4 protein-coding genes are annotated in these 21,658 nt (G+C 71.9%); all 4 read right to left on the bottom strand.

The features are described from left to right. Positions 1-126: 126 nt before the first annotated feature. The 4 genes from ISF28_RS22770 to ISF28_RS22785 are packed head-to-tail and all read right to left on the bottom strand — an operon-like array spanning position 127 to position 21,641. Entirely contained in the window at positions 127-8,631 is an 8,505-nt protein-coding gene (locus ISF28_RS22770; protein ID WP_198119459.1) for a beta-ketoacyl synthase N-terminal-like domain-containing protein, read from the bottom strand. A gap of 9 nt (positions 8,632-8,640) precedes the next feature. Continuing rightward, on the bottom strand, positions 8,641-9,894 hold the full coding sequence (locus tag ISF28_RS22775) for a hypothetical protein (protein ID WP_198119460.1): 1,254 nt from the start codon (positions 9,892-9,894) through the stop codon (positions 8,641-8,643). Positions 9,895-9,927: 33 nt separating this feature from the next. Continuing rightward, positions 9,928-10,593: a DUF2306 domain-containing protein gene (locus tag ISF28_RS22780; protein WP_198119461.1), complete on the bottom strand. Its 666-nt coding sequence runs from the start codon at positions 10,591-10,593 to the stop codon at positions 9,928-9,930. Positions 10,594-10,640: 47 nt separating this feature from the next. Continuing rightward, complete coding sequence (locus ISF28_RS22785) at positions 10,641-21,641, bottom strand: SDR family NAD(P)-dependent oxidoreductase (protein WP_198119462.1); 11,001 nt, start codon at positions 21,639-21,641, stop codon at positions 10,641-10,643. Between the last annotated feature and the right edge of the window lie 17 nt (positions 21,642-21,658).

Consider the following 21,658-nt stretch of genomic DNA (forward strand, 5'->3'; position numbering starts at 1 on the left):
GTGCGTCACTCGGGAAAATCGGGAATGCAGCCATGGGAAGCACTGCGACGCGAAAACTGTATCGCGCGCGGTGCCCGAGGAGAACTACACGAACATGTAGTTTCCTCGGGGTCGGTGGGGAATGGATCAGTGGAGCGTGATCTGCACGGGCGTGCGCGCGGCGGGGGCGGTGCCGCCGTGGCTAGCGGGATCGTCGAGCACGATCGCCGGGAGCGCCGGAGCCGGAGCCGGAGCCGGAGCCGCGGCCGGGGCAAGGTCGACGAGCGGCGGCGCGGCCGTCGTCGCGCGCACGGCGTCGAACGCCAGGCCGTGCACCTGGGCGATCACCGCTCCCTGCGCGTCGCACAGGTCGACGTCGAGCCGGATGACGCCGTCCGGTGCCGGCGCGCCGTCCGCATGGCGCACCCACGCGAACGCGGCGCGGATGGCGTCCGGTCCGATGCAGAGCAGGTCCAGCGCGAACGGCAGCGCGGGATGCGCCGGACGGCGCGCCGCGCCTTCGCTGAACCGTGCGGCGGCGCCGAACAATGCGCTCACGAGCGCCGCGGCGCCGGCGAGCGGACCGACTGGCGCGAGCATGTCGCCGTCCGCGCGGTACGTTCCGTCGGCCCCGGCGTCCCGAGCCATGCGGCGCCGCAGGTCGTCGAGCGCGATCGTGCCCGCCGCGCCGGACGCGAAGCGGGCCTGGCCCTGGCAATGGACGATCTCGTCGTCCGCCTGCGCCCCCAGGCTGTAGATCTCGAAATCCACCCGGCCGTCGCTCTGCCGCAGCAGCGCGACGTCGACCTGCCTGTCGCCCGCCGCCATCGGCCGGCCCCAGGCCAGGTTCGCCAGGCGCAGCGGCGCGCCGGGCGCAGACGCCGAGTCCATCAGCGCGCGGCGGACCATCTCGATGCAGGCCGCGGCGGGCACGACTTTCCGTCCCGTGTGTTCGACCAGATAGCCCGCATCGGCGTCGATCATGCAGCTGTAGCCGGGCTGGCCGGGCGCCGCCCCGTTGCGCTGCAGTTGCGGGCAGTCTGCGGGGAGCGCGGCGGGGATCGCGGCCGGGACGGCGGCCGGCTGCGGCGCGGAGGCAGGCTGCGCCCAGCAACGCTTCTTCGCGAACGGATACGTCGGCAACGCGATGCGCGCGGGCTGCGCGGCGCCGTGCAACTGGCGCCATTCCACGTCCAGCCCGCGCACCCACAGCTGCGCCACCTGCGCCAGGTCGCCGCGCGCCACGCAATCGCGCACCAGCGCGTCGGTGCCGTCGCGCTGGGAGATGAGCACGATGCCGTCCGCGCTGCGTTCCACCTTGCCGCGAAAGACGTGCGCCACGTCCTTGCCGCCGTCGAGCCACGCGTCGAGCGCCGCCGCCACCTCGTCGACCGAACCGGCCACGAGGCACAGGCGCTCGTCCATCGCGTCGCGGCCCGCGAGCAGCGTGGCGGCCATCGCGGCAAGGTCGGGCGCCTGCGCGCCGTCCGCCGCCTGGATGAAATCGCGCAGGTCGCGCGCGCGCTGGCGCAGTTGTTCGCCGGTGCGCGCCGACAGCGGAATGAGGTGGACGCCGCCTGCGGCCGGTGCGCGCGGGCGCGGCATGTATTCCTCGACCACCAGGTGGGCATTGGTGCCGCTGAATCCGAACGAGCTGACCGCCGCGCGGCGCGGCACGGCGCCATCCGCTTCCCACGCGTGCGCCTGCTTCGACACATAGAACGGCGAATCGGCGAAGTCGAACAGCGCATTCTCCTTCTGCACGTGCAGCGTGGGCACCAGCGTGCGGTGCCGCATGGAGAGCAGGACCTTGTGCAGGCTGGCGACGCCCGCCGCGCCCGACGTGTGGCCGATATTGCTCTTCACGGAACCCAGGGCGCAGAACCGCTTCTTCGCCGTCTTCTCCTTGAACACCGTGGCCAACGCCTCCAGCTCGATGGGGTCGCCGAGGCGGGTGCCGGTGCCGTGCGCCTCCACGCAGCCGATGGTCGCGGGATCGATGCCGCAGCGCTCGTACAGGTCGCGCTCCAGCTCGATCTGGCTGTTGACGCTCGGCGCCGTGATGCCGTTGGTCTTGCCGTCCTGGTTGATGGCCGATCCCGCGATGACGCCGTAGATGACGTCGTGATCGCGCTCGGCGTCCTCCAGCCGCTTGAGCACCACCGCGCCCACGCCCTCGCCGGGCACGAAGCCGTCGGCCGAGTTGTCGAAGGTCTTGCAGCGGCCTTCCGGCGACAGCATGCCCGCCTTGCACATCCCCATATACGTTTCGGGACGCAGCCACACGCTCACGCCGCCGGCCAGCGCCATGTCGGTCTCGTGGTTCAGCAGGCCCTGGCACGCCAGGTGGATCGCGACCAGCGACGCGGAACACGCGGTGTCGATCGAAATCGCCGGCCCCTTCAGGTTGAGGAAGTAGGCGATGCGCGCCGCGCCGATGGCCGGGTTGTTGCCGGTGATGTCCACCGACGTCGACACCAGGTCCGCGTACTCGGTGCCGATGATGCCCACGTACACGCCGCACTTCCTGTTGCTCAGCGCCTTGCCCGAATAGCCGGCGTGCTCGAAGGCGCGGTAGCCCTCTTCCAGGAACAGCCGGTGTTGCGGGTCCATGTTCTCCGCCTCCGCCGGGGACACGCGGAAGAACAGCGGATCGAAGCAGTCGATGTCGTCGAGGACGCCCATCCACTTGCAGTAGATCTTGTCGTCCCGTTTCGGGTCCGGATCGTAGTAGCGGTCCACGTCCCAGCGCGACGGCGGGATCTCGGTGACCGCGTTCCGGCCCTGCAGGAGGTTGTGCCAGAACTGGTCGAGATTGTTCGCCTGCGGGTAGCGGCCCGACATGCCGACCACGGCGATCTTGCCGCTCGGCCGGGCGCGCGCGCGCGGCGCGGTTTGCGCCGTCCGCGCCAGCACCGGGAACGCGTCCGGTTCGATGACGGCAGTCGCAGACGTCGCATCCGCGAGCGGGACGGCCCCGGGCTGCGGCGCCACTTGCGGCGCCAGGAACGCGGCCAGCGCCGCGATGGTCGGATAGTCGTACAGCCGGGTGGCGGCCAGCTTGATGCCGTATGCCTTGTTGATGTCGTTGATCCATTCGACGCCGACGATCGAATCCAGGCCCAGCTCGATGAACGGCTTGTCGACCTGGATCTGGGACGCGTCCATGTACAGCGCGCCGGCCAGGCTGGCGATCAACGCCTGCTGCAGCGCGGGCAGCGCCGGACCGTCCGCGCGCGCTGGCGCCGCGGCCGGCGCGGCGGGCGCTGCGCCGCCGATCTCGCCGTGCAGATAGGCCGCCAGCTCGGCCAGGTTCGGGTAGTCGTACAGTCGGGCCGCCGGAAGCTTGATGCCGTAGGCCTTGTTCAGCGCATTCACCCATTCCACGCCGACGATCGAATCCAGGCCCAGTTCGATGAACGGCTTGTCCACGCGGATGGCCGCGGCGTCCATGAACAGGGCGTCGGCAAGGCTCTGCTTGAGGTCCTGCAGCAGCCCGGCTTGCGTGATCCCCGGTTGCGGCTGCGGCGCCGGCGCGGCCGGCCGGCTCGCCTGGACGTCGAGCGCGTGCAGCGCCAGGCCCGCGATCTCCACGCACAGGTTGCCGTGCGCGTCACCCACCTCGAGATCGAACAGCGCATCCTGCCCGGCGCGCGGACGGACGCACGCCGAGGCCGCGCCAACGCATGAACCGAGGATGCGCACGCGCTGCGCGCCCGCGAACAGCCACGCGCGGGCCGCCGGTCCGCCGCCCTGCTCGTCCATCCACGTCTTCAGGACCGTCTCGACGAGCCGCGGATCGATTCCGTAGCCGTCGCCGGCCGGCTTGGGCAGCTCGACCCGCCAGCCGCCGTGCACCGCGCCCCGCGCGGCAGAGCCGCCGACCGTCGCCCGTCCCCGGCAATGGACGGTTTCCGCCGCCTCGTCGCGGCTGTAGATCTCGACGTCGACGCCGCCGCCCGCATCCCCGCACAGCGCGACCGTCAACTCGCGGCCGCCGCCGGCGACGAACGGACGGCCCCACGCCAGGTCGTCGACGGTGATCGCCGCGGACGGTTCGGCCCCCGCGGCCTGCACGACGGCCGCACGGATCATCTCCAGGCAAGCGGAGCCGGAAAGGACCGTCGAGCCGTCCGGCAGCCGTTCGACGCACGCTTCGTCGCCGCGCAACACGGTGCTGAACGCGACCTGGCGCAGGTTCGACGTGTTCCGGTGCAGCAGCGGGTGGATCGCCGCCGCCACGACCGCCGGCGTCGACGCCGGTCCGGGACGGACGCCGTCGATCCAGTAGCGGACTTTCGCGAACGGATAGCCCGGCAGCGGGATGCGGCGCGGCCTGGCGTCGCCGTACAGCCGGTGCCAGCCGATATCGAGGCCCTTGATCCACAGGTCGAGCAATTTCGTGAGCTGCCGCTGGCCAACCAGCCGGTCGACGACGGTCTCGCGCATGTCGGGGTCGCGCCGCAGCAGGCTGGTGGCTTCCCTGCCCTCGCTCGCGCGGCCGTGCAGGATGCCGTCGCCGTGGCCGCCGCCGAGCCACGTCCGCAGCCGGGCCGCCAGCTCGTCGAGCGAGGCGGCCAGGATGCCGAGCCGCTCGTCCATCGCATCCCGGCCGGCCTGCAGCGTGTACGCGACGTCGAGGGGATCGAGCGCGCGGCCGTGCCGCGTGACAAAGTCCAGCAGGTTGGCGGCCTGCTCGCGCAGCTGCTCCGCCGTCCGCGCGGACAACGGAAAGACGATCCGGCCGTTCTCCGCCAGGAACGACGGCGCGCTTCGGGCGGCGGGCGCCGCATGGTCGCCGATCACGAGGTGCGCGTTGGTGCCGCCGAAGCCGAAGCCGCTGACGGCCGCCATGCGCCGCGCCGATCCGCCAGTCTCCCAGTCGCGCAGGCGGTCGTTCACGTAGAACGGGCTGCCCGCCAGGTCGATGTGCTCGTTCATCCGTTCGTAGTTGATCGTCGGCGGCAGCTGCTTGTGGCGCAGCGCCAGCACGGTCTTGATGACGCTCGCCACGCCTGCCGCCGTGAAGCAGTGGCCGATATTGCTCTTGACCGAACCGAGCGCGCAGTAGTCCGTCTTGTCCGTGTATTTGCGGAAGGACGCCTTCAGCGCGTCGACTTCGATCGGGTCCCCCAACTTGGTGCCGGTGCCGTGCGCCTCGACCATCTGGATGGCGGCGGGGTCGATGCCGAACTTGTCGTAGACCTCCTGTTGCAGGCGCGTCTGCGCGTCCGGGTTCGGCGCGGTGATGCCGTTGGTCTTGCCGTCCTGGTTCACGCCCCAGCCGTGGATCACGGCCACGATATGGTCCCCGTCGCGCTCGGCGTCGGACAGCCGCTTGAGCAGTACGGCCCCGACGCCTTCCGCCGGCGCGAAGCCGTTCGCGCGCTGGTCGAACGTGAAGCACCGGCCGTCCGGCGACATCATGCCGGTCTGCGCCATCTTGATGTGCAGCTCCGGCCCGCTCATCACGCCCACGCCGCCCGCCAGTGCGAGATCGCTGGCGCCGGAAACGAGGCTGTCGCAGGCCGTGGCGATGGCGACCAGCGACGACGAGCACGCGGTCTCGATCGACAGGCACGGTCCCTGCAGGTTGAGGAAGTAGGACACGCGCGCGGCGAGGATGGCCGTGTCGCCGCCGGTGAAGCCGAGGGCGCTCGTCTGCAGGTCGCGCGACAGCAGGTGGTAGTCGCCCGGTCCGCAGCCGACGAACACTCCGCACCGGCTGCCCGACAACGACCGCGGATCGTAGCCCGCGTGTTCGATCGCATGCCAGGCCGTCTGCAGATAGACACGCTGCTGCGGGTCCATGCTCATCGCCTCCTTGGGCGAGATGTCGAAGAACTGCGGATCGAACAGATCGTATTCCTCGAGATGCCCCATCCAGCGCGAGTTGGTCTTGCCGGGCGCCGGATCGCCCGCCTGGTAGCAGGCGTCGATGTCCCAGCGGTGCTTGGGAATCTCGCCGACGCAGTTGCGGCCGTGGGCGATGTTGTCCCAGTATTCGTCGAGGTTCTTCGCTTGCGGGAACATGCCGGCCATGCCGATCACGGCGACCGGCTCGCGTTCCGCGCGCGCGGCGCCGCCGGGGCGCGCGGGCCTGGTGTCGCGCCACGACACGAGCTTGGGACGGGCCCCGCGCGGCGGCGGCGCCGGCGCGGGCAGCGGCGGCAACGGGCGCGGCGCCGGCGGTTCCGGCAGCTGCAGCTGGACCGGCGCCGGCTGCGGCATCGGTGCACCCGCCTGCGCGATTTCGTCGGCGACATAGGCCGCGAGCTGGTTCAGCGTCGGATGGCTGTAGACCTTGGTCGCCTGGATCGCCGTCTTGTACGTCTCGTTAATCTTGCGCATCCAGGTGACGCCGGTGATCGAATCGAGGCCGAGGTCGACGAACGCCGTGTCCGGATCGATGTCCGCGGCCTGCATGTGCAGCTCCTGCGCCAGCAGTTGCTTGATGGTGGCGCCGATGTCGCCCGTGGACGGGGCGGCGTGGGAATGCGTGGAAGTAGCCATGGGATTGAAGTTCGCTTGGATCTGTTGGAGCGCGCCGGCCTGGCCGACGAAGGTCCGCTCGTGCATGGCAATCTCTTGCCGGGTGTTGGGCTCCATGCGTTCCACGATGGAGCGGTTCAGGCGGCGCTTGAGCGCGACGAGGCTCGCGCGCGGATGCCGGGCCACGCCGCGCGCCAGCGCCAGCGCGGCGTCGAACACGGCGGCGCGCGGGAGCACGGGCAGGCGCAGGCCCCGCGCCTTCCACTCGCTGCCCGAGCTTTCGCGCGCCGTGAACAGGCTTTCGAGGCCGATGTCGCGTCCCAGCTTGTCGGGGACGACGAGCGTCGCGCCCGCGCCCGGCGTGAAGCCGTACCCCATGTACGGATTGAGATACTTGCTTTCTTCCGCGAGCACGGCGAAGTCCGCGAACAGGCCCAGCGACAGGCCGCCGCCGATGCCGTGGCCCTGCAGCGCCGCGATGACCGGGATCTCGCAGGCCAGCGCCAGCAAATACGTCTGCTGGTCGGTGAACCGCGCGCTGCCCTGCTGGATCGCCTGCAGGGCCTCGCGGGTGCCGCCGCAGGCGAAGTACTGGTCGTAACCGACCAGCACGACGGCCTTGTAATCCGGGCATTGGCCGATGTGGCGGAACACCTCGTCCATGCCGCGCACGAACTCGGGAGAGAACAGGTTTTTCGCGGCGCGGTCTTCCATGCGCACGACGACGATGCCGTCCTCGTCCACCGTGGCGCGGATGACGGAGGAGCCGGCCGGCAGCGGGCCGGCCCGCGGCACGGCCGGCGCGCTTGCAGCCGGTTCGGGAACATCGGCCGCAGGCGCCAGGCACCGCAGCCGCACGGTCCCCGGCGGCCACGCGGCCCAGCGCGCGGCCAATGCGATCGCCTGCGCGGCGGCCTGGTCGCCGTCCGCGAGCGGCATCGGGCCCACGTCCCGCGCCAGTTCGGCGCCCGTAGCCGCGCTGCCCGCCATGACCAGATCGCGGCCCGCCTGGGCGCCGAACCGGGCGCACAACACGTGCGCGGCCAGCGCGGCCCACGCGGCATCCTGCGCCAGGCCGGACAGGTCGTGGATGCCGTCCCGCGCGCACACGGCGGCGTCGCAAAACTGGCCGAGCAGCCACGCCTTCGCGCCGGCGCCGGCGTTCGCTCGCGGCACCGCGACCACGGGCAGCGCCGACGCGCGCAGCAGGTCGGTCAGCCGCAGCGCGGCGTCGAGCTTCAGGCCGGCGCCGGATGCCGGCAGGAAGTCGGCGCAGGCGCTGTCCAGCACGAGCGCGCGCACGGGCGTGCATCCGCGCGCGGCGGCGGCATCCAATTGGCCGAACAGCGCGGCCAGCTCGTCCAGCACGGCCGCGCCGTCCCCGTCGTCGCCGATCGCGACGCGCAGCACGCCGTCCGCCGGCATGTCGAGCCGCACGTGGCGGGCCGGGAAGTCGAAGCTCTCGCCCGCGCAAGCGGACGTGTGCGCCGGCACCGGGACGGCGGCCAGCGCGTCCGCCAGCACGCGCAGCGGCTGCGCCAGGTGTTGCTTGAGCAGCGCCAGGCTGTCGCGCGACTTGTCCGCCAACTGCCGCGCCAGTGCGTGCGCGTGCGGCTCGACGTCGTCCCGTGCGAGGAAGGCGCAGGTCCAGCCCTTGGCGTGCAGCTGCGCGCCCGTTGCGCTGGTGTCGACGTACAGGAAGTCCGTCGCGCACGCCCGGCCGAAGCGCTCGGCCAGCAGGCCGTCCTCGGCGGGGCTGGGATACAGGCCGGCGTCCGGCGTCGTGTAGCGGTACGCGGCATCGCGGTTGCAGACCATGACGTCGCACAGCGCGCCGACGAGGAAGCCCGGCCCGCCGGCGGCGCCGGCCATGGCGGCGATCACCGGGACGGGACACGCGGCGATGGCGGCGAACAGCCCCGCGGCGACGGCGTCGTTGAAATGGGTCCGGCCGCCGTCGAGGAACACGTTGGCGCCGCCTTCGAGGACCAGCACCTTGGCGGTGTCGGCGCGCGCGGCCTGGCCGAGGGCGTCCACGAGCGCGGCGGCCAGGCCGGCAGTGAGGACGTTGGCGGCATCGTCGGCGCCGATGCGGATCGCGACGACGCCGTTGCCGCGATCGTGGACGCGGACGGCGGGAGACAGCTCGATCGGTGTCATGGCGGGCCTCTACGGTTCGAGGGATGCCGGCTGGTCGGCGATCGCTTCGCGCGATTTCAGGGCCAGGTATTTTTCGTACAGGTCGATGTATTGCCGGTAGCGCGGGTTGTCCCACTTGAACCCGGTGAGCCGCTCGTCCAGCGCCGCCGAATCCTGCTGCTCCTTCGTGAAGACCCGCGCCCGGCGCAGCAATTCCTCGGGCACGCCCGGCTGGTCCAGCTTCAGCCCGAGGCCATACGGCTCGAGCTTGCCGAAGTGGTGCGTGGAATGCTGGTTGATCAGCTGGACGCTGGTCGGGACGTGCGGGTAGACGCCCGGGATGAACTGGTGGCCGTCGATGTCGACCTTGACGTCGAAGCAGTGGATCAGGAACGTCGTCAGCGGGTTGTAGAAGATGCCCGGCCCACCCATCGTGTGGCGCAGCACGCCTTCCAGGTAGCCGTTGCCGGATACGCCGATCAAGCCGCTGGGGATCGCGTCGTGGTGCGGGCCGTGCAGGTACAGGAATTCCAGTTCCGAGTGATGCGCGACCCAGTGGTCGCGGTAGAACCACAGGTTGACGACCTTCAGGAAGCGCCCATGGATGGCGAAGCCCAGCGGCACCGTCAGCGGCAGCAGGACGAGCGAGAAGTTGAAATACGTGATCGCCACGTACCACGGCGCGAGCAGCAGGATGTGCGTCAAGAGGCCCGTGCAGTAGGCGTGGACGATCTCGATGGCGATGCTCGGCTGGCGCGTCAGCGCGGCCCGCCAGCTGGTCTCCATCAGGAACGCGCGCACGTGTTCCTTCTCGCGCAGGTGGGCCACGAGGATCGCCGTGCGGTAGACGGTCAGCACGGCGAGGTGCGCGTAGAACAGGCCGAACGCGATCCGGCGCATCAGCGCCGTGTGGTGCGGCAGGCCGGGCGTGCGCCAGATCACGTAGTTCTCGACCAGCAGCGCGGCCGCCGCGACGAACCACGCGAGCCGCATGTTCTGCAGCTTGTAGGCGACCATGTACAGCATGTCTTGCGGGCGCTTGGCGATCTTCGGCACGGCCAGTTCCCAGCCGTGCCGGATCCCGAACGCCCAGACCATCCAGGCGCACAGGCCCAGCGTGATCCAGGCCAGCGGATGGCGCGCACCGAACGCGAGCGCGGCGACCAGCCAGACCAGGGCGGTCATCAGGAGATAGTCCGGGAAGTCGTCGCCGCGGTACACGAGCCGCGATGTCTTTTCCCCATACAGTTTATGGAAGCGGGCCGGATCGGCTTCTGGTTTCATGTCGGTGTGCTCTTTCGTGGACGCGGGATATCGTTATTGGATGCGTTGTGTTTCGGGGACGGCCGCGCGCCGCGCGACGGGCGCGCGGTGGCGGCGGATGAACCATTCGGCGACGGCGAGATTGATCGCCCAGCCGGCGCCCAGCAGCAGCGCGCGGGCGAGCGTGCCGGGCTTGCCGCCCAACAGGAGCCACGGGATGTGCACGACGACCTGGGTGCCCGCGCCGATGCCGATCGCGTAGCCGCGGGCCATCCAGGCGCGGTGGTTCGCGACGTCCCGGCGCCGGATCGCCACGAACCCCAGGACCATGCACAGCGCCATCGCGCAGCCGAACACCAGCCGGAACACGTCGAGCAGCGCGCCGTCGCCCGCGACGCGGGGGAAGAACACCGTCATCCACAGGCCGGACAGCGCGGCCACGAGGCCGAACGCCGTGAGCACGCGTCCCGCCGCCCGGTGCCAGCCGGGCCGGCGCCGCCGAAACTGCGGCACGAACTGGAACGCGCCCACGATGCCGAACGCGCTCGCGCACAGCAGGTGCAGCACGGTCGGCGTCGGCGCGGCCAGGAAGCGCGCGTTGTCCGGCGTGACCGCGGCCCCCATGCCGAGTTCCAGCAGCCGCCGCACGCTGGCCGCGAACGGAATGGCGTTGAGGACGAGCAGCGCCGCCGGGAGCAGCCAGTCAGCTTTGTTTTTCATCGACCTGTCCTTCGCGCTTGAGGTGGAAGCAGCGGGAACGCCGCGGATCAGTCCATCGAGAGCGAGATCCGCGGGACCCCGGCCGGCGCCGCCGGCGCGAATCCGGGCGCGGCCGGTGCCGCCAGCACGATGGCGCCGTCCGCCGCGGCCGCCGGTGCCGGCGCGGGTGCCGGCGTTTCGCATCCGTGGGCAAGGCCGCGCAGTTGCACGCAGACCGTGCCGTGCCGGTCGCACAGGTCGATGTCCAGCCTCGCGCCGGCGCGGCGCACCCAGGCAAACATGCCGGTGGTGCAAGTCCCCAGGACGTTCAGCGATTCGAGCGACCACGGAAGCACGGCTTCGACGCCGGGATCGAGCAGCCCGGCGGCAGCCCGCAGCGCAGCGTCCAGCACGGCCGGATGCAGGACCAGGTCCGCGCTTGCCGCCTCCGGGTCGGCCGCAAGCGCGGCGGGCAGGGCCAGCTCGGCCAGCAGTTCGCCGTCGCCGCGATACAGGCCGCCGGACCCGGCGCGCATCCGTGCCGACAGCCGCGCCAGGTCGACCGGTGCGGGCGCCGGCACGGCGGCAAAGCACGCCTGGCCCTGGCAATGGATGATCTCGTCCAACCCGTCGCCAGCGCTGTAGATTTCGACACCCAGCCGGTCGTCGTCCTGCGCGAACAGGGCGACGTGGAGCTGGCGGCCGGGTTCGATGGTCATCGGCTCGGCCCAGGCGACGCCGGACAGTTCCAGCGCCTGCCGCGCGCGGATCGCCGCGGGCACGCTCCTGCGCGCGTCATCCACGGCGGCGCGCGCCATCTCGAGGTACGCCAGCGGCGGCACCACCCGCGCGTCGCCGAGCTGCGTCACGAAGAACTCGCCGCCGGTAAAGTCGGAGCGGTAGCGCTGCTGGCGGATGTCCGACACGTTGCGGTGCAGGAGCGGATGCAGCACGTCGCGCGTCGCCCGAGGCTGCGCGAGGTCCGTCCGCGCGCGCCAGTAGCGCTCGCGCGCGAACGGATAGACGGGAAGGCTGATGCGGCGTGGCCGGCCGCCCTCGTGGAGCCGCTGCCAGTCCACCGCGGCGCCGCGGGTCCAGGCCTCGGCGAGGCCGGCGGCGCTCGCGTCGGCCACTGGCCCCGCCGCCTCGTGCCCGCGCTTGACCCGGCCGCGCCACGCACCGCCGCCCGCCGCGTCGCCGCGCAGGCAGGCGTGGATGCGCTCCTCCAGCTCCGCGGGCGTCGCGGCCACCACGGCCATGCGCTCTTCCAGCGCTTCGCGGCCCACCTGGAGCGTGTACGCCACGTCGGCGAGATCGGGGCCGGTGCGGCGCACGAAGTCGAGCAGGCTGCGCGCCTTGAGCGCCAGCTGCTCCGCCGTGCGGGCGGAAAGCGGCACGACGACGGGACCGGGCGCCATCCGTTGCGGCGCCGTGCCGACGTATTCCTGCACGACCAGGTGCGCGTTGGCGCCGCCCGCCCCGAACGAGGAGATGCCGGCCATGCGCGGCATCTCACCGTGCGCGCCGTGCGCGCCGCCGGCGGCGCGGCGCGGGCGCGGCCAGTCCTGCAGGCTGCGCTGGAGCCGGAACGGCGTGGCGGCGAAGTCGATCTCCGGGTTGCCGACGTCCGCATGCAGCGACGGCACCAGCTTCCCGTGCTTCATCTGCAGCAGCACCTTGGTCAGCGCGGCGATGCCGGCGGCCGATTCGCAGTGGCCGATGTTCGACTTGAGCGAGCCGATCGCGCAGAACTGGCGCTCGCGCGTAAAGCGCTCGAACGCGCGCGTGAGGCCGGCGATCTCGATCGGATCGCCCAGCGCCGTGCCGGTGCCGTGCGCCTCGATGTAGCCGATGTCCGCCGCGTCCACCCTTGCGCGCTCCAGCGCCTTGGCGACGACTGCCGCCTGGGCCACCGGATTGGGCACCGTGTAGCCGTTGGTCCGGCCGCCCGCGTTGACGGCGCTGGCCTTGATGACGCCGTAGATATGGTCGCCGTCCCGTTCCGCCGCGGCGAGCGGCTTGAGGATGACGGCGCCCACGCCTTCCGCGTCGACGAAGCCGTCGGCGCCGGCGCCGAACGATTTGCACTCGCGGCCCTCCGACAGCATCGTGAGGGACGACAGTTCCAGGTAGTGGACCGGATCGACGATCAGGTTCACGCCGCCGGCGATCGCGCATTCGGACAGGCCGCTGTACAGGCTCTCGAGCGCCAGGTGGATCGCCGTCAGCGACGACGAGCATGCGGTGTCGACCGCCATCGACGGGCCCTGGAAGTTCAGCACGAACGACACCCGGTTCGCGATCGAGTAGTACAGCGGCTGCGGGTTGTAGCGGGCGTTCATCACGCCGGCGAACACGCCGATCCGGTCCGGCGCGCCCAGCGTGTCCGGCGTGTAGCCGGCGTCCTCGATCGCGTGATAGCACGTCTCCAGGAACAGCCGCTCCTGCGGGTCCATCAGCTTCGCTTCCTTCGGCGAGATCCGGAAGAACAGCGGATCGAAGCAATCGATGTCGCGCAGGAAGCCGCCCCACCGCGTGTAGGTCTTGCCGTGCTTGCCCTTCTCCGGATCGAACCAGGCTTTCCAGTCCCAGCGGTCGGACGGGATCTCGGTCACGCAATTGCGCCCGTCCGCGAGGTTGCGCCAGAACGCATCGAGGTCGGGCGCCTCCGGATAGCGCCCGCTGACGCCGATGATCGCCACATCAAAGATGCCGCCGGCGGCCGCGGGCGCCGTGCGGATCGGACGGACGGGCGCCTGCGCGGGCGCCGGCGCCCGCGCGCTCGCCGCGCCGAACAGCGCCTCCACGTGCTCTCGCTTGTGTTCCAGCAGATGGTCGGCCAGGGCCGCCACGTTGCGCACTTCGAAGAACAGCGTGCTGGCGACGCCGGGGAAGACCTTGCGCAACTGGTTGGTCAGGCCGACGACGAGAATGGAATCCAGACCGAAATCCGTCAGGGGACGGCCGGGCGCGACCTGTGCGACCTCCATCTTCAGGGTGGACGCCACGACGCCCTGCAGGTAGGCGATGCATTGCTCGCGCAGCGACGCGGCGGGACGCACGTCGCCGCCCGCCGCCGGTGCCGGCACGGCCGCAGCCACGGCCCCGGCATCCTGCGCCGGCGAGGCCGCGATGCGCTGCCGCACCTGCCCGTCGCTGCTCGCCGCGATGACCTGCTGGCCCAGTTCGTGCACATCGTCCGCGAGGAACGACACGGCCTCGAACCCTTCCTGCTCCAGCGCCGCTTGCCAGCTTGCCGGCGCCAGTCCCGGGCTGCCCGCCAGGCGCAGCGCCTCGTCCTCGTACAGCCACCAGCCTTCCAGCAGGCCGAAGGTCAGGTGACTGAACAGCGACCAGCCGCACATTTCGTTGACGAACAGGACGCCGTGGCGGTGCAGCAGCGCCTTCGCGTTGCGCAGCGTCTCGCGGATGTCGCGCGTCGCGTGCAGCACGTTCGTGGCGAGCACGAAGTCGTAGCGGTCCGGCGCCATGCCCTGCGCCGCCAGCGGCTGCGACACGTCGAACAGCGCCGTGCGCAGGCTCGCGAGCCGCGGCCGGTAGTGCTCCTCCGCGTGCATCAGGAACGCCTTCGACAGGTCGGTATAGCAGTATTCGTCGATCGCGCCGGCAAAGCGCTGGAGGGCCGGCAGGATGCGCGCGGTCGTGCCGCCGGTGCCCGCGCCGATCTCCAGGATCCGGATGCGCGCGCCCTGGTCGGCCGCCAGGCGGCGTTCGATGCCGGCGCACAGCGCGGCGCCCAGCACGTCGTTGGCGTGGTCGGCCAGCGCATGGCCCTTGTACACGCCTTCCACGAGGGCCATCGACGAATCGGGGAACATGACGTCGGTGGCGCGGCGCCGGCCCGCCAGGATGTCCGGCAGCGCGCGCAGGCAGGTTTCCAGCAGCGCGATCTGCGCGTTCAGGTTCGGGTTGACCAGCCAGCCCCGCTTGCCGACCTCCCATGCCGCCCACGCTTCGGCCAGCGGCATCACGCGGCATGCGTGCTCGCGCACATGGCGTTCGCTCGCCGCGAGCCAGCGGGCGTCCACCCCGGACGCCCCTTGCGCGCCGAGGCTCGCGAGCGTCGAGGCGAGGATGTCCCCGGCCATCGCGCGCGTCCGCTCGCCGAGCAGGTCCTGCCGCAGTTGCGCGGCCGGACGCGCCGCGCACGCGGCGCGCACCGCGTCCGCCACCCGCGGCAGCAGGGCCGGGCCATGCGCGGGATGGCAGGCGACGGTGTCCGCCGGCGCGAGGGCATCGATCACGGCAGGGTCCAGCGTCTTGACGACGGCCATCTGCGGCCAGGCGGAGCCGGCGAAGCGCTGCAGCGCCTCCATCGCCTCAGGGGCCTCGATCGATGCGATCCCCATCCGCGCCATGCGTTCGTTGTGGAAGTCGTCGGCGACGACTCCGACGTTGCCCCAGTAGCCCCAGTTCATCACCTTGACCGGGTAAGGACGCCGCGCTTCGATGGCGCGCGCGAAGCTGTCCTTGAACGTGCAGCCGGCCGCGTAGTTCGATTGCCCGGCGCCGGTCGTGAACGAAATGAGCGACGAGAAGAACAGCATGCAGTCGAGATCCAGGCCGCCGAAGACGGCGTCGAGGTTGACGCTCACGTCCAGCTTGGCCGCCAGGCTCGCGCGGAACATCGCTTCGTCCATCAGCGCGACACTCTGGTCCTGCAGGTCGATGGCCGAATGCACGATGCCGTGGATCGCCGGGTACGTCTGCAGGATGCGGTCGCGCGCGGCAGCGAGCGCGGCGAGGTCCGCGGCGTCGGCGGCAATATAGAGCGGCGCGGTGCCGCAGCGGCCGAGCGTCTCGATGGCCGCCTGGATGTCCGCGTCGAGCGGACGGCGGCCGATCCAGACCAGCCGCGCGTCGTACTGCTCGATCATGAAGCGGCTCCACGCCTGGCCGATGCCGCCCGCGCCGCCGACCACCACGTACACGCCGCGCTGGCGGTAAGGCGCCGCCGGCTCGGGCATCGCGGCGACGCGCGCCAGGTCGCGCCGGAACCACTCGCCGCCGCGCAGTGCCAGCACGCCTTCGCGGCCGTTGCCGGCCCAGGCCAGGCAGCGGCCGGGCGCAACCGCGGCGAGGTCGTCGACGTCGAGCACGCCGATCTCCCAGTCCGGATATTCGTTACCGAGGCTTCCGGCCAGGCCGACGATGCCCGCGTGTGCCGGCGCGACGGCGTCGCCCGGCGTCACCGCCTCCGTGCCCCGCGCCACCAGCGTCCAGCGCAGCGCTTGGTGCGCGTAATCCAGCGCGAGCAGGGCCTTGGCGAGCCGGAACACGGCGAGCACGCCAGCCTCCTGCGCCGCCGCGATGCCGTCCGCGCCCGGTTCGAGCGCGGGGGCGACCCACAGGAGGTGGTCGAACGGCTGCTCGTCCAGCCGGGCGGCGAGCGCCGCGACGCCGGTCTGCTCCGCCAGATCGATCCGGCGCGCATCCGGGTACGCCGCGCGCAGCCAGGCGAGCGTGGCATCGTCGCCGCCCGCCAGCAGCACCCGCGCCGGTGCGGCCGGTGCGGGCGGCGTCACGCGGGTCCAGACCGGCGCGAGGCTGTGCAATTGGGCCCGCGCGCCGGGCTCGGGCCGCGCGCCCTCTTCGTCCAGGACGCGCGACGTGAACCCGTGCATCTGCGCGCAGAGTGCGCCGTCGCGGTCGACCAGGTCGACGTCGAACCTGACCAGGCCCGCGCCGTCCGCCGCGCCGGGCGCGCGCCGCAGCCACGCATACATCTCGCCGGTGCACGGCGCGAACACGCGCAACACGTCCAGCGCGAACGGCAGGAACGGCTGGCGCGACAGGCGTATCGCATCGTCCATCAGGCTCATGGACGCCTGCAGCGCCCCGTCCATCAGGCTCGGATGCAGGCCGTAGCGGCCCGCGTCGTGGCGCACGGCATCCGGCAGCGCCAGCTTGGCCAGCAGCTCGCCGCGCCCGAGCCACACCGTTTCGACCGCGCGGTGGGCGGCGCCGAAGTCCACGCCCATGGCGCGGAAGTCGTCGTAGATGGCGGCGCCGTCTTCGCGGCCGCCGTTCAGCGCGGCCTTGAGCGCGTCCAGGTCGAGGCGTGCAGCGGGTGTGGCGCGCACGAACGCGGCCTGGCCCTGGCAATGCAGCACCTGCGCGGACGCGCCGGCGCGGATCTCGAAGTCCGCCTGCCCGTCCGGCCCCGGATGCAGGGCGATGCCGACCTCGGTCGGTCCGTCCACCGCCAGCGGCGCCGGCCACGCCGTGTTGCGCAGCTCCAGCACCGTGCCCGGCGCCGGTTCGCCCGCCGCCAGCGTCATCGCCATTCTCGCCATTTCGAGATAGGCCACAGCCGGCAGGATCTTCGCGCCGCGCACCCGGTGGTCGCGCAGGAAGGCCTCGTCGCCTTCGAGGACCGACCGGTAGCGCTGGCCGGCGAAATCGGAGACGTTCGCGTGCACCAGCGGGTGCAGCACGGCGGCGCCGGCCGTGCGCGCATGGCCCGTCGCGACGACGGCGTCGACCCACAGCCGGGTCTTCTCGAACGGATACGTGGGCAGCGCGAGGCGCGGCGGGTGGATCGGGCCGTACAGCTTGTCCCAGTCGACGTCGATGCCGCGCGCCCACACGTCGGCCAGGTTCGCGAACTTGCGGCGCGCGAGCCATTTATCCAGCGTCTCGCGGAAGTCCTCGTCGCCGCCGAACAACTGCAGGCCGTCGTCGCCGTCCGCCGCCTGGCCCTGGTACAGCTCTGCGACGTCCGTGGCGCCGTCGAGCCAGGCCTGGAGCTTGTCCGCCACCTCGCCGACCGAGCCGGCCAGCATGCACAGGCGGTGCGCCATGGCTTCCCGGCCCACCTGCAGCGTGTAGGCCAGCGCGGCCAGGTCGAGGGGCCGGTCGGCGCCGCGGATGAAGCGCAGCAGGTCGCGGGCGCGCTGCCCGAGCTGGTCGGCGCTGCGGGCGGACAGCACGACGACGGCGGGTTCGGCGACCGGCGCATCGCACGCCGGGCCGGTCGCGGGCGCTTCCTGCACCAGCACGTGCGCGTTCGCGCCCGCGGCGCCGAACGACGAGATGCCGGCGACGCGGTGGCCGCCCGCCGGCGCGTCCCAGGCGGCGAGGCGCGTGTTGACGCGGAACGGGGTGCGGTCGAACGCGATGTTCGGGTTGAGCACGTCCGCGTGCAGGCTGGGCGCCAGTTGCTGGTGCTTCATCTGCAGCAGCACCTTGGTCAGGCCCGCGATGCCGGCGGCGGCTTCCAGGTGGCCGATATTCGATTTGGCGGAGCCGATCCGGCACGCGCCCGGCGCGACGCCGTCCGCCGCGAACGCCTGCTGCAGACCCGCGATTTCGATCGGATCGCCCAGCGCCGTGCCGGTGCCGTGCGCCTCGACGTAGCCGACGTCGGCCGCCTTGATGCCGGCCTTGTCGATCGCCGCGCGGATCAGGTCCGCCTGCGCCTTGGGACTCGGCACCGTGTAGCCGTTGGTCCTGCCGCCGTGGTTCACGTGCGTGGCCAGGATCACGCCGTGGATGTGATCCCGGTCCGCGAGTGCGCGCGAAAGAGGCTTGAGCAGCACGGTGCCCACGCCCTCGCCCGGCACGAAGCCGTTGCTGCCGACGCCGAAGCTGCGGCAGGCGCCGTCGCGCGACAGCATGCGGTGCGAGCACAACCACTTGTACGTGTACGGATGCAGGTACAGGTTCACGCCGCCGGCGAACGCCAGCTCGCAGTCGCCGCGCCGGATATGCTCGCAGGCTTCGTGGATCGCGACGAGCGAGGACGAGCACATGGTATCCACCGGCATGCTCGGCCCGGTGATGTCGAAGAAGTAGGAGATGCGGTTGGCGGCGGAGCTGAACGACGTGTAAGGCAGGAACGGCTCGCCCGCTTGCGGGGCGTGCAGCGCATAGAGGTTGTAGCCCGGCTTGGTGATGCCGGCGAAGACGCCCACGCGGCGGCCGTATTTATGTTTCAGGTCGGCGCGGGTATAGCCCGCGTCCTCCAGCGCGCGCCAGCATTCCTGCAGAAACAGGCGCTCCTGCGGGTCCATGTTCATGGCCTCGCGCGGCGAGATGTTGAAGAACAGCGGGTCGAAGTCGGCAAACTGCTCGATGAAGCCGCCCCACTTGCTGTAACTCTTGCCCTGCTCGACCGCACGCTCCACGTCGGGTTCGTAGAAGCCGTCCAGCGCCCAGCGGTCGGCGGGGATCTCGCCGATGCAGTCGCGTCCCGCCTGCAGGTTGGCCCAGAACGCGTCGAGGTCCGCCGCCTGCGGGTAGATGCCGCTGATGCCGATGATCGCGATCGGCTCCTGCTCGGCGGCGCCGGGCGCGAGCGCGCGGCCGGCGGGCGCGGACGCGCGGATGGCCGGCGCGGCGGGCTGCGGCGCGGCGGGCTCGATAGCCGGTGCGGCCTCCTGCCCGTCCAGCCCCGTCCAGGCGGCGCATTCGGCCGGGCACGCGCGCACGAAATAGTCCGCGACCTCGGCCAGCGTCTTGAATTCGAAGAACAGCGTCTTGGGGATCTCGCCGAACACCTTGGCCAGCGCGAGATTGAGGTTGCCGATGATGATGGAGTCGATGCCGTACACCGCCAGCTCCTCGTCGGCATCGATCTTCGCGGCGGCGCGCTTGGTCGTGTCGGCGAACAGCCGGCGCATCTGCTGCAGCGTCGCGTCCTTGAGCCGGCCCGCGTCCACCGCCGGTTGCGCGCGGCGCGCCGCATGCACGCGTGCCGTCAGCGGCGCGTTGGCGACCATCGCCCGGATCCTGTCGCCGTCGCCTTCCAGCACCATCGCCTGGCCGCACCTGGCCGCCAGGCTCGCATGGAAGATGCGCAGTCCCGTCGCGGTCGACAGCGGCGTGAGGCCCGTGGTGCGGTGCAGGCTCGCCAGCACCGGGGCGGCGATCGCCATGCCGCCGTCCTGCCAGAGGGGCCAGTCCAGCGCGAGCGTGTGGCCCCGGCGCTCCTTGCCGTCCACCAGCCGGTTGCGGTACACCGCGAACTGGTCCAGGAAACCGTTGGCCGCGGCGTAATCGGCCTGCCCCGCGTTGCCGAACACCCCTGCGGCCGACGCGAACAGCACGAACCAATCGAGTGCCGCGTCGCGCGTGGCGTCGTCCAGGTTGAGCGTGCCGCGCACCTTCGGCGCCAGCACCTGCATGAATTCGTCGGAGGTCTTGTTCACGACCAGGCTGTCGCTGGCCATGCCGGCGCAGTGCAGCACGCCGTCCAGCTGTCCATGCCGCTCGACGATGCCGGCCACGAGCCGCGCCACCTGGTCATGGTCGTCGAGATCCAGCCGGCGGTACTCGACGACGGCATCCTCGTCCCGGGCCGCCTGCTGCGCGAGCCGCTCGAACGCCTGCGCCTTGGCGCCTGCCAGTTCCGCGCGGCCCGTCAGGACGATCCTGGCCCGGCGCGCGAGAGAGAGAATCTCGCGGGCGAACAGGACGCCCAGGCCGCCGAGCCCTCCGGTGATCAGGTACACGCCGCCGTCCTTGAACGCGACACCCGCATCCGCCGCGGCGCCGGCGGCGGGACGCCACCGCAACACATGCCGCGCGCCGCGCACGTACAGGACCACCGCGTTGTCGAGCCGTTCGCGCTCGAAGCGCAGCCGCTCGGCGAGCGTGGCCGGCGCCCGTCCGTTGGTGAGTACGATCTGGCCGACGAAATGCGGATTCTCGTCGGACGCGCTCTTGAGCAGGCCGGACAGGCCAGCCAGCAGCGCGGGTTCCGGCTGGTTGGACACCAGCAGCTGCAGCAGCACGCGTTCGCGCGGCTGCGCGGCGAGGATTGCCTTCACCTTCTCGAAACATGCCAGCGCGTAGGCGGCATAGCGTTCGCCGATTCCCGCCGGCGGCGCCTGCAGCAGGTGCGCGCAGTGGGCGCCGTCCAGCAGCGCCGCGAGCTGCCCGGCGTTGACGTCGGCCATCTCGCACAGCGCCACGTGATGCGCGCCGAGCGGCGGCACCGGTCCGGCGTCGCCGCAGCTGGACGCCGGCGCCGGTTCCCAGACGGGGCTGACGAACAGGTGCGCGGCCGCGTCGACGGGCGCCGGCGCGGCATCGGGCGCGCTCGTTTCCGGAGCCGCGACAGTCTCCTCCGCCGCCTCGTCGATCCAGTGGCGTTCGCGCGCGAACGGATAGGTCGGCAGGCTGACGCGGCGCGGCGGCGCCGTATCCGCGGCGCGCACGGCGCGCCAATCGACGTCGCAGCCGGACGCCCACAACGCGCCCAGCTGCGCCCAGTCCGCGTTGGCAGAGGCCTGGGCGACCCGCGCCTGCGCGGCCGCGGCCTCGCCTGCGGCGAGCCTGGCCACGCCCGACCACGTGCCGGCGGCGGCGTCGCGCACGAGCCAGCGCTGCAACTTGTACCGCAGGTCGTCCAGCCCGGTCACGACGATGGCCAGGCGCGCCTTCATCGGCGTGCGCGCCGCCTGCCAGGTGTGGATGGCGTCCGCCAGCGTGATCCCGGGCGGCGGCGACGCGAGCCATTGCGCGACCTTCGCCGCATAGGCGTCGAGACGTTCCGCGCTGGCCGCGGACAGCACGAACAGGTGGCTGCGGGTGGCGTAGGCGACCAGCACGCCGGGACCGGCGTCCGCCGGCCGGCCGGAGGACGCCGGGTCGAGGACGACGGCGCCGTGCGCCACGTGCCACGCGACGTCGTCTTCCCGGACGATGCCGACGACACGTTCCACGTCCGGCGCGCGCAAACAGATGTCCAGCACCCGCGCAAGCAGCGCGTCGGCGGTACCGGCCGGCGCCTGCGGGTCGACGTGCAGCGCCAGCAGTTGCACCACCGGCCCCGCGGGATCGTGCGGCCGCTGGACGTCGGCCGCGCCGCGGCCCGCCAGCGCGTCCGTGCCCGCGATGCGCTGGGTGTAGAGGACCCCCATCACCCGGCCGTCGTGTTCGACGACGAGCTGGCCGGCCGCGTATTTTTTCAGGCGGGCGCGGATCTGCTGGCGCGTGGCCCGGCCGGCCGGCGCGCACGCCGTCTCCAGCTCGACCAGCCGGGGCACATCGTCATCGGTGGCCTGGCGCGCCACGTCATCGTCGTTCATCGAGACACTCATGCGTCTGTCCTTGCGAA

The sequence above is a fragment of the Massilia rhizosphaerae genome, assembly GCF_016093545.1.
Taxonomy (GTDB): domain Bacteria; phylum Pseudomonadota; class Gammaproteobacteria; order Burkholderiales; family Burkholderiaceae_D; genus Telluria; species Telluria rhizosphaerae.